The 8,862-nt window shown below is 68.7% G+C and carries 12 protein-coding genes; all 12 read left to right on the top strand.

Going from position 1 to position 8,862, the window contains the following annotated elements:
- The coding region (locus ACTHL9_RS00500; RefSeq protein WP_440516669.1) for a hypothetical protein at window positions 1-204 on the top strand (204 nt) is incomplete at its 5' end.
- 210 nt (window positions 205-414) lie between these two features.
- Complete coding sequence (locus ACTHL9_RS00495; RefSeq protein WP_440516668.1) at window positions 415-1,200, top strand: amino acid ABC transporter ATP-binding protein; 786 nt, start codon at window positions 415-417, stop codon at window positions 1,198-1,200.
- Window position 1,201: 1 nt separating this feature from the next.
- Window positions 1,202-1,846, top strand: coding sequence for an amino acid ABC transporter permease (locus ACTHL9_RS00490; protein WP_440516667.1), 645 nt, complete (start codon window positions 1,202-1,204; stop codon window positions 1,844-1,846).
- Window positions 1,843-2,496, top strand: coding sequence for an amino acid ABC transporter permease (locus ACTHL9_RS00485; RefSeq protein WP_440516666.1), 654 nt, complete (start codon window positions 1,843-1,845; stop codon window positions 2,494-2,496). Before ACTHL9_RS00490 ends, ACTHL9_RS00485 begins: the two co-directional genes overlap by 4 nt.
- Before the next feature lie 19 nt (window positions 2,497-2,515).
- Window positions 2,516-3,382 (top strand): substrate-binding periplasmic protein, encoded by an 867-nt coding sequence (locus ACTHL9_RS00480; protein ID WP_440516665.1) that lies wholly within the window; start codon window positions 2,516-2,518, stop codon window positions 3,380-3,382.
- Between the two features lie 59 nt (window positions 3,383-3,441).
- Complete coding sequence (locus tag ACTHL9_RS00475; RefSeq protein WP_440516664.1) at window positions 3,442-4,341, top strand: dihydrodipicolinate synthase family protein; 900 nt, start codon at window positions 3,442-3,444, stop codon at window positions 4,339-4,341.
- Between the two features lie 33 nt (window positions 4,342-4,374).
- Window positions 4,375-5,376 carry a proline racemase family protein gene (locus ACTHL9_RS00470; RefSeq protein ID WP_440516663.1) on the top strand — a complete coding sequence of 334 codons (1,002 nt, stop codon included), beginning with the start codon at window positions 4,375-4,377 and terminating at the stop codon, window positions 5,374-5,376.
- The gene (locus ACTHL9_RS00465) at window positions 5,373-6,332 is read left to right on the top strand and encodes an ornithine cyclodeaminase family protein (RefSeq protein ID WP_440516662.1); all 960 of its coding nucleotides are present in this window, start codon (window positions 5,373-5,375) and stop codon (window positions 6,330-6,332) included. Before ACTHL9_RS00470 ends, ACTHL9_RS00465 begins: the two co-directional genes overlap by 4 nt.
- A gap of 23 nt (window positions 6,333-6,355) precedes the next feature.
- Window positions 6,356-7,054 (top strand): GntR family transcriptional regulator, encoded by a 699-nt coding sequence (locus ACTHL9_RS00460; RefSeq protein ID WP_440516661.1) that lies wholly within the window; start codon window positions 6,356-6,358, stop codon window positions 7,052-7,054.
- Window positions 7,051-8,202, top strand: coding sequence for an NAD(P)/FAD-dependent oxidoreductase (locus ACTHL9_RS00455; protein ID WP_440516660.1), 1,152 nt, complete (start codon window positions 7,051-7,053; stop codon window positions 8,200-8,202). The genes ACTHL9_RS00460 and ACTHL9_RS00455 overlap by 4 nt, the downstream gene beginning before the upstream one ends.
- Window positions 8,199-8,465, top strand: coding sequence for a (2Fe-2S)-binding protein (locus tag ACTHL9_RS00450; RefSeq protein WP_440516659.1), 267 nt, complete (start codon window positions 8,199-8,201; stop codon window positions 8,463-8,465). Before ACTHL9_RS00455 ends, ACTHL9_RS00450 begins: the two co-directional genes overlap by 4 nt.
- A partial coding sequence (locus ACTHL9_RS00445) for an FAD-dependent oxidoreductase (protein ID WP_440516658.1) occupies window positions 8,462-8,862 on the top strand: 401 nt, incomplete at its 3' end. The genes ACTHL9_RS00450 and ACTHL9_RS00445, both read left to right, overlap by 4 nt.

Genomic DNA, 8,862 nt, shown 5'->3' with positions numbered 1-8,862 from the left:
TCCAGGCTGCGGCGGATCGAGCGGAAGACATCGCCGTTCGACGACATCCCCCGCGAGGACACGGCCGACGCCCACTGGGTTCAGCCGAAGTTCGTCGGTGAGGTGCGGTACGGCGAATGGACGGAGGCCGGCCGTCTTCGGCACCCGGTCTGGCGCGGGTGGCGGCCGGATAAGGAACCCAAGGACGTGACCGCCGAGCAGTAGGGCCGTCACCGCTACAGCGGGGCCAATTGTCGGTTTTTCGCGGGTGCAGCGCCCCGTAACCCGCAGAAAACCGACAATTCGGCGTGGGCGCGGCCTCTCCCGAAGCCCCTTGACACTCCGGCTGTGCAATGTAACATTTCACAGTGATGTGACACCGACCACTCGGGTCGAGCGTCTCGGATCGCAACCGGAGAACAGGGAAGCATGGCAATGACCGTCTCAGCGACCACAGACGAGGCACGAGCCTCACACGTAGGCATCAAACTGAACAACATCTCGAAGCGGTACGGGGACCACGTGGTTCTCGACGATGTCTCGCTCAACGTTGAGCCGGGCACCGTGACCGCCCTCATCGGCCCGTCCGGCGCGGGGAAGAGCACCTTCCTGCGCTGCATCAATCTCCTCGAGCGCCCCGATTCGGGGACGATCCGCGTTGCCGGCCACACCATCGAGCCGGGCAAGAATGTGACTGCCCGAGATCTGGCCGCCCTGCGACGCAGCGTGGGCATGGTCTTCCAGTCCTTCAATCTCTTCCCGCACATGACCGCGCTGAAGAACGTGAGCTTCCCCCAACAGCGCGTGCTCGGGCGCAGCAAGGAAGAGGCCGACGAGCGCTCGATGCAGCTCCTCGAGCGGGTGGGCCTCACGGAGAAGGCCGGGCAGCACCCCGGCCGATGCTCCGGGGGCCAGCAGCAGCGCATCGCATTCGCTTGCGCCCTCGCGCTGGATCCGAGCATCATGCTCTTCGACGAGCCCACCTCCGCCCTCGATCCCGAGGTGGGCCTCGAAGTCCTCTCGGTCATGCGTGAGCTCGCCGCGGACGGCATGACGATGGTCGTGGTGACGCACGAGATGCAGTTCGCCCGCGACGTCTCCGACACCCTCGTGGTGATGGCCGATTGCAAGATCATCGAGCAGGGCGATCCCCGGGCCATCATGAGCGACCCGCAGGAGACCCGGACCCGCCGCTTCCTCCGCGCCGTGCTGGAGCGCTGACATGGACGCCTTCTCCGCGGTCCTTCAAGGCCTGCCCATGACGGTCACCCTGACGATCTCGGCGTTTGCCATCGGCATTATCGGCGCCGTCCCGCTCGCCGTCGCCCTGACCTCGCCCGTCGCGCCACTGCGGCTCGTGGCCCGGATCTTCGTGGACCTCGTGCGAGGCGTGCCGATCATCGTGTGGCTGTTCCTGCTGAAGTTCGGCATTCAGGTCGGAACGTTCAAGTTCAACCCGGTCAGCGCGGCCATCGTGGGGCTGGGGATCGTCTCAGTCGCCTACTTGGCGGAGATCTACCGCGGCGGCCTGCAGGCCGTGCCGCGCGGGCAGCTCGAGGCCTCGCACGCCTTGGGCCTGCCCCAGGCGAGCACGTTCTTCGGCGTCGTGGTCCCGCAGGCGTTCCGGATCGTCTCGCCGTCGATTGCCACCTACCTCGTGGGACTGCTCAAGGACTCCTCGATCGCCTCGACCATCATCGTCTCGGAGATGGTGTTCCAGTCCCAGGCCTTCGCCCGGCAGCATCCCACCGTCGAGGGAATCCTGCCCTACATCCTCGTGGGCATCCTCTACATCGGCCTCAGCCTGCCGGTCGCCTACCTTTCCCGAACCCTTGACGCCCGCATGAGGAAGGCAGTGTTCGCATGAGCTGGCTCGCAGAGTGGGCGGGATACCTCCCGCAGATGATGTCCGGCCTCGGCGTGAGCCTGACGATCGCCGGCATCTCGATCGCCGCGGGCTACCCGCTGGGCCTGGCGCTGAGCATGATGGTCTCGGCAAAGAACTTGGCCGTGCGCGCCCTCGGCCTCGCCGTCGTCGAGATCGGGCGCGGCGCCCCGGCCCTCGTGATCCTGTACCTCTTCTACTACGGCCTGCCCAAGTTCGGCATCGCCTTCGAGAGCATCACGGCGGCCTGCCTTGCCCTCACCTGGAACGCCGCGGCCTACTCGTCCGAGATCATGCGGGCGGGAATCCAGTCGGTGGCCCGTGGGCAGACCGAGGCTTCCAGCGCCCTTGGCATCTCCCAGCGCGACACGTTCTTCCGGGTCATCATGCCGCAGGGCATGCGCTCGGCCATCCCGGGTCTCATGGGCGTGGCCATCCAGATGTTCCAGGGCACCTCGCTCGCCTATGCGATCGCCGTCCCCGAGCTCATGAAGTCCGCGTACAACATCGGCAGCGAGGACTTCAACTACCTCCAGATCTTCACCCTCGCTGGCATCTGCTACGCCGCCATCTCAATGCCGGCCACGTGGATCACTGTGTTCTTCGAAAAGCGCCTGGCTCGCCACGCGTAACCCCACGAAAGGAAAATCCATGAAGAAATCCACGCGCACCGGTGCCTTGGCCGCCGTCGTCCTCGCCGCCGGCGTGAGCCTGACCGCCTGCGGAGGCACCACTACGGCCTCCTCGGGCGACTGCACCCCGAAGCACCAGGGAGTGCAGACGGTCTCGCCGGGGAAGCTCACAGTCGGGGTCATCGACATCCCGCCGTTCAGCAGCTACAACAGCGGCAAGCCCAACGGCATCGATGTCTCGATCGTGAGCAAGATCGCCAAGGACGAGTGCCTCGAGCCGGTCTACCAGCAGGCCACGTACGCAGACGCGGTCCAGTCGATTTCGGGTGGCAACATCGACCTCGCGGTCGGCACGATCGACGCGACGGAGAAGCGGCTCAAGGCCGTCGACTTCTCCGCGTCGACCTACCTTGACGGCATGGGCATCGCCTCGAAGACAGGTGCAACGACCGTGACGGACCTCGAGAAGATGAGCAAGGTCGGAACGATCGACGGCTACCTCTGGGTCGAGGATCTCCGGAAGATCCTTGGAGACAAGCTGGTCACCTACCCGAGCAGTGTCGAGCTCAAGGCCGACTTCGACGCCGGCCGCATCCAGGCGGACGTCGACGCCTACGGCGTGCAGGTGCTCCAGTTCAAGGGCGCGCAGGGCGTCACGGTCTCACTCGCCAACGACAAGCCGGATCCTCGGGTCGGCGCGATCACCCAGGCACCCGAGGCTGCCTTCCCGCTCACCAAGGGCAACACGAGCCTGAAGAAGGCGCTCGACGACGGCATCACGGCTCAGCGTGAGGACGGCACCATCACCAAGCTGCTCACCGATGCTGGGCTCTCCGCAGGCTTGGGCAAGGTCGCTGCAAAGCAATACGTCGTCCCCGCCAGCTGACCATCGATTTTCCCCTATGTGCAATGTCACATGGTAAAATTCTCCCTGAAAGGAACCCCATGACCGCCACACCTTGGCACGGCGTCCTCGTCGCGACCGCTCTCCCCTTCAACGAAGACTTCAGCGTGGACTTCGACGCCTACGCCGAACACGTCCGCTTCCTGGCGAGCGCCGGCTGCGACGGCGTGGCCCCCAACGGCTCGCTCGGCGAGTACCAGACCCTCAGCGACGAGGAGCGTGCGCGGGTCATCACGACGGCGGTTGAGGCCGCACCCGAAGGCTTCACGGTGATGGCGGGAGCCGGGGCCTACGGCGGCCTCCAGACGCAGCGCTGGGCCGAGCAGGCGGCCGAGGCCGGCGCGCACGCCCTCATGCTCCTCCCGCCGAACTCCTACCGCGCCACCGACGACGAAGTCGTAGACCACTACCGGCGCGCGGCCGCCGTCGGCCTCCCCATCGTGGCCTACAACAACCCGATCGACACGAAGGTCGACCTGACCCCGCAGCTCATCGCGCGCCTCCATGGCGAGGGTCTCATCGTTGGCGTCAAGGAGTTCAGTGGCGACGTCCGCCGCGCCTACGAGATCAAGGAACTCGCCCCAGAGGTCGACCTGCTCATTGGCACGGACGACACGGTGGTGGAGATGGGCCTCGCGGGTGCCGTCGGCTGGGTGGCGGGCTACCCCAACGCCCTCCCGGAGTCCACCATTGAGCTGTACCGTCTCTCGACGTCGGGGAACGTCGCGGACCTCGAGCGGGCCCGAGAGATCTACAGGGACCTGCACTCGCTGCTCCGCTGGGACAGCACGACCGAGTTCATCCAGGCCATCAAGCTGTCGATGGATATCGTGGGCCTTCGCGGCGGCGCCTGCCGACCGCCCCGGAGCCCGCTCTCGCCCGAGGCGCGCGACGCCGTCGTCCGCGCGACGGAGGCGGCCCTCGCCAAGGGCTACAAGTAGCCACCAACTCTGCCGAGGACGAAGGAGCCCAGCATGAGAACGAGCCGCATCTTCCACGCCGTCGACTCCCACACCGAGGGCATGCCGACGCGCGTGATCACGGGAGGAGTCGGCACGATCCCCGGGACGAGCATGGCCGAGCGTCGGCTGTGGTTCATGGAGAACAGCGACTGGATCCGCACGCTGCTGATGTACGAACCGCGCGGGCACGCGTCGATGAGCGGAGCGATCCTCCAGCCCCCGACGCGCCCCGACGCGGACTTCGGCGTCCTCTACATCGAGGTCTCGGGCCTGCTGCCGATGTGCGGGCACGGGACGATCGGGGTGGCGACCGTCTTGGTGGAAACGGGATTGGTGGAGGTGGTCGAGCCAATCACCACGGTGCGGCTCGACACCCCCGCCGGCCTCGTCATTGCCGAAGTTGCCGTCAAGGACGGCCACGCGGAGTCGGTCACGATCCGGAACGTGCCCTCATTCGCGGACCGGCTCGACGCCACCGTCGAGGTTCCGGGCTACGGCTCCGTGGCCTACGATCTCGCCTTCGGCGGCAACTTCTACGCGATCGTCGACCTCGAGGCCCTGGGCCTGCCGTTCGAGCGCTCCCGCAAGGACGATCTCCTCAGGGCCGGGCTCGCGATCATGGACGCGATCAATGCCGACGGCGAGCCCGTCCACCCTGAGCGCGAGGACATCCGCGGGTGCCACCACGTGTACCTCAAGGCGCCCGGTTCGACGGCGCAGCTCTCGCGCCACGCGATGGCCATCTACCCGGGCTGGTTCGACCGCTCGCCGTGCGGCACCGGCACGAGCGCGCGCATGGCGCAGCTGCACGCGCGCGGCGAGCTGGCGCTGGAGACGGACTTCGTCAACGAGTCCTACATCGGCTCGCGGTTCATCGGCCGGCTGGTCGAGGAGACCGAGGTCGCGGGCCGGCCCGCCGTGATTCCCGCCGTCACGGGCCGCGCGTGGGTCACCGGCACAGCGCAGTACTTCCTGGACCCCACCGATCCCTTCCCCGCGGGGTTCCTGCTGTGACCCTCACCAGCACGGCACTTCCCTACTTCGACGCGGCGGCCGTGCGCGCGGCGGCTCCATGGACGACGGCGGTCGCAGCTTTGGAGCGCGCCCTCCGTGATGGGGTGGATCCCGAGGAGGACAGCCCGCGGCTGTTCAGTCCGGCGCCCGCCGGCGAGTTCCTGATCATGCCGGCCGTGGGCAACGCGTACAGCGGGGTCAAGGCCCTCACCGTGGCGCCGGGCAATCCAGCCCGGGGTCTCGAGAAGATCCAAGGGATCTACCTCCTCGTGGACTCGGACACCCTCGCCCCCGTCGCCGTTCTGGACGGCACCGAGCTCACGGCAATCCGCACCCCCGCGACGACGCTGCTCGCCGTGACCCGCATCCTCGCCGCGGGTCCCGGCGGGCCACCCGCACAGCCCCGTGTCCTGACCTTCGGGGCTGGCGTGCAGGCGCTCAACCACGTTCGGGCGGCCCACGCGCTCCTGCCCGGGGCGAGCTTCGCCGTCGTCGGCCGCCGCCTCGAGAGGGTCCGCGGGCTCCTCGCGACACTCGCCGCGGAGGGGATCGACGCCCGCGAGGCGACGGTCGAGGCGGTGGCGGGTGCCGACGTCGTCCTGTGCACCACGTCGTCGTCGACTCCGCTGTTCGACGGCGCGCTCGTGGCCCCCACCGCGGTGGTCGCCGCCGTCGGGCAGCATGGTCTCGCCGCGCGCGAAGTCGACGCGAAGCTCGTGCGGCGCAGCGACGTTGTCGTCGAAGGCCGGTCCTCCGCGTTCCGCGAGGCCGGGGACCTCATCCCCGCGCGAAGCGTCGAAGAATGGGAGGCCATCCGTCCCGCGAATCTGCGCGAGCTCGTGCGGGGCGAGCTGCTGAGGACACCGGGGCGCCCGTGCCTGTATGCGGGAGTTGGGATGGCCTGGGAGGACCTCGTCACGGCGGCCTTGGTGTATGAAGGGGGCACGAGACATTGACGCCCGTCCAAGGAGTGTCCGCCGTGGCAGCCAGCAACAACCTCCCGATCGCCCCGCTCGGCCCGCAGCGGAGCCTGCGCGAGTCCGTGACCGAATCCCTCCGCGCAGCGATCATCGCCGGCTCGCTCGAGGAGGGGACGCTGTATTCGGCGCCGGCCCTCGGCGCGGCGTTCGGCGTGTCCGCGACCCCCGTGCGCGAGGCGATGATGGACCTGGCCCGCGAGGGGCTCGTGGAGACCGTGAAGAACAAGGGCTTCCGGGTCACTCGGATGAGCGACAGGGAGCTCGACGAGATCACGCAGATCCGCCTGCTGCTCGAGCCGCCCGTGGTCGGCGAGGTTGCGGGGACCATTCCAGCGCAGGGCATCACGGCCCTCCGCGCCATGGCCGACGCGATCGTCGCAGCCGCGCGCGAGGGCGACCTCGCCGCATATCTGGCGGCCGACCGAGACTTCCACGCCGAGGTCCTCCGCTACGCGGGCAACGACCAGCTCGTGGCCCTCGCCACGAGCCTCCGCATGAAGACCCGCATGTATGGACTCAAGAGCCTGAGCGAATCGAACCGCCTCGCCGATTCCGCGCAGGAGCACCACGAGCTGCTCGACCTGCTCGAAGCCGGCGACAGCCAAGCCTCGCTCGTGCTCATGCGCCGCCATATCAGCCACGCCCGCGGCCTGTGGGCCACGGGCGAGCAGGAGCCACCACCCCAGGAGAAGGAATGAACCGACCCAGCGACGTCCTGGTCGTTGGCGCGGGAGTGATGGGCGCAGCCACGGCCTACTTCGCCGCCCGGCAGGGCCTCCGCGTCACCGTTCTCGACAAGGGCCTTCCCGCGAGCGGCACCTCGTCCGCCTGCGAAGGCAACATCCTCGTCTCCGACAAGGAGCTCGGGCCGGAACTCGAGCTCACCCGCTATTCCCTCGGGGTCTGGCAGGGCGACCTCGCCGACCATGAGCGCCTCTGGGAGTTCGAGCGCAAGGGCGGCATCATCGTCGCCTCCCGTGAGAGCAGCCTCGCTTCGCTCCACCGGATTATCGCGGTTCAGAAGGACTTCGGGGTCCGGGTCGAGGAGCTGGACCGGGATGCGCTCCGCAGAGCCGAGCCCCACATCACCGACGAAGCCCTCGGTGGGGCGTACTACCCCGAAGACTGCCAGGTTCAGCCCATGCTCGTCGCCGCCCAGCTCGTGCGGCTTGCCGTCGCTGCCGGCGCCACCTTCCACGCGGACACGCCCGTCACCGGGTTCCTCCGCTCCGGCGACCGCGTGACCGGTGCGCGGACGGCGCGCGGCGACTTCCCGGCGTCGGCCGTCGTCAACTGCACCGGCACCTGGGCCGGAGAACTCGCGGCCCTCGCCGGAGTGGAAGTGCCCGTGATGCCCCGACGCGGCTTCGTCATGGTCACCGAGCCGTTGCCTCCGATGGTCCACCACAAGGTCTACGCGGCCGAGTACATCGACAACGTGGGCAGCTCTGACGCAGGGCTGCAGGCCTCGCCGGTCGTCGAGGGGACTCCGAGCGGCACCATCCTGATCGGCTCCACCCGCGAGCGCGTGGGCTTCGACCGTTCCGTGAGCACTGAGGCCCTGGCTCGCCTCGCTCAGAACGCGGTAGCGCTGTTCCCCTTCCTCGCCGACGTCAAGGCGATCCGGCACTACCACGGCTTCCGGCCCTACTGCCCGAACCATCTGCCCGTGATCGGCCACGACGAGCGCGCCCCAGGCCTGTGGCACGCTGCCGGGCACGAGGGCGCTGGCATCGGCCTCTCGGCCGGCACCGGCAAGCTCCTCGCCCAAGCCCTCGCGGGCCAAGCCCCCGACCTCGATCTCTCTCCCTTCTCCCCCGCCCGATTCGCAGAGGCGTACGCATGAGCATTTCCTTCACCTTCAACGGCCGCCCGCTCGAGACGAGCCCCGGTCAAAGCGTCGGCGCGGCCCTGACCTCCAACGGGATCACCGCGTGGCGCTCGACGCGCAAGGGAGGCCGCCCGCGCGGCCTCTTCTGTGGCATCGGCGTGTGCTTCGACTGCCTCGTCACGGTCGACGGCGTGGGCAACCAGCGCGCCTGTCTCGCCGAAGTGGGCGACGGCATGGTGGTCGACGGCGTCGAACCTCTCGAAGGAGACCGCGGATGAGCGAGCACGTCGGTCGGACGGACACCTTCCGGGCCGACGTCGCCGTCGTCGGCGCAGGTCCCGCCGGTCTGGCCGCAGCCGTGGCGGCCGCGGAAGCCGGAGCGAGCGTCGTCGTCGTGGACTCGGCCGCGCAGCCGGGCGGGCAGTATTGGCGGCACCGGCCCGAGACGGTCGTGCCGGAGCCCGATGGCCGGGGCCATCACGACTGGGACGTGTACCTCGATCTCCGTTCGCGGTTCGACGCGGCCCGCTCACGGGGGATGCTGGTGTATCTCCCCGGCCGCTCGGTGTGGATGGCGCAGAAGCACGACGACGGCTTCACCCTCCGCACGACCCCCACCCTGGCGCCCCCCACTCCCGCGCCCCCCACTCCCGTTGCGCCGTCACGTCCGCAGGG

Origin of the sequence: Sinomonas sp., from assembly GCF_051955515.1 — a bacterium.
In the GTDB taxonomy this organism is placed as follows: domain Bacteria; phylum Actinomycetota; class Actinomycetes; order Actinomycetales; family Micrococcaceae; genus Sinomonas.
Note: the sequence above shows the minus strand (reverse complement) of the source record. Positions and strands in the feature narration are given on the sequence as shown.

Excerpts from the sequence above, each read along its gene's own strand:
- ACTHL9_RS00495 (WP_440516668.1), top strand. The coding sequence starts at position 415 with ATGACCGTCTCAGCGACCACAGACGAGGCACGAGCCTCACACGTAGGC.
- ACTHL9_RS00490 (WP_440516667.1), top strand. The coding sequence starts at position 1,202 with ATGGACGCCTTCTCCGCGGTCCTTCAAGGCCTGCCCATGACGGTCACC.
- ACTHL9_RS00485 (WP_440516666.1), top strand. The coding sequence starts at position 1,843 with ATGAGCTGGCTCGCAGAGTGGGCGGGATACCTCCCGCAGATGATGTCC.
- ACTHL9_RS00480 (WP_440516665.1), top strand. The coding sequence starts at position 2,516 with ATGAAGAAATCCACGCGCACCGGTGCCTTGGCCGCCGTCGTCCTCGCC.
- ACTHL9_RS00475 (WP_440516664.1), top strand. The coding sequence starts at position 3,442 with ATGACCGCCACACCTTGGCACGGCGTCCTCGTCGCGACCGCTCTCCCC.
- ACTHL9_RS00470 (WP_440516663.1), top strand. The coding sequence starts at position 4,375 with ATGAGAACGAGCCGCATCTTCCACGCCGTCGACTCCCACACCGAGGGC.
- ACTHL9_RS00455 (WP_440516660.1), top strand. The coding sequence starts at position 7,051 with ATGAACCGACCCAGCGACGTCCTGGTCGTTGGCGCGGGAGTGATGGGC.
- ACTHL9_RS00450 (WP_440516659.1), top strand. The coding sequence starts at position 8,199 with ATGAGCATTTCCTTCACCTTCAACGGCCGCCCGCTCGAGACGAGCCCC.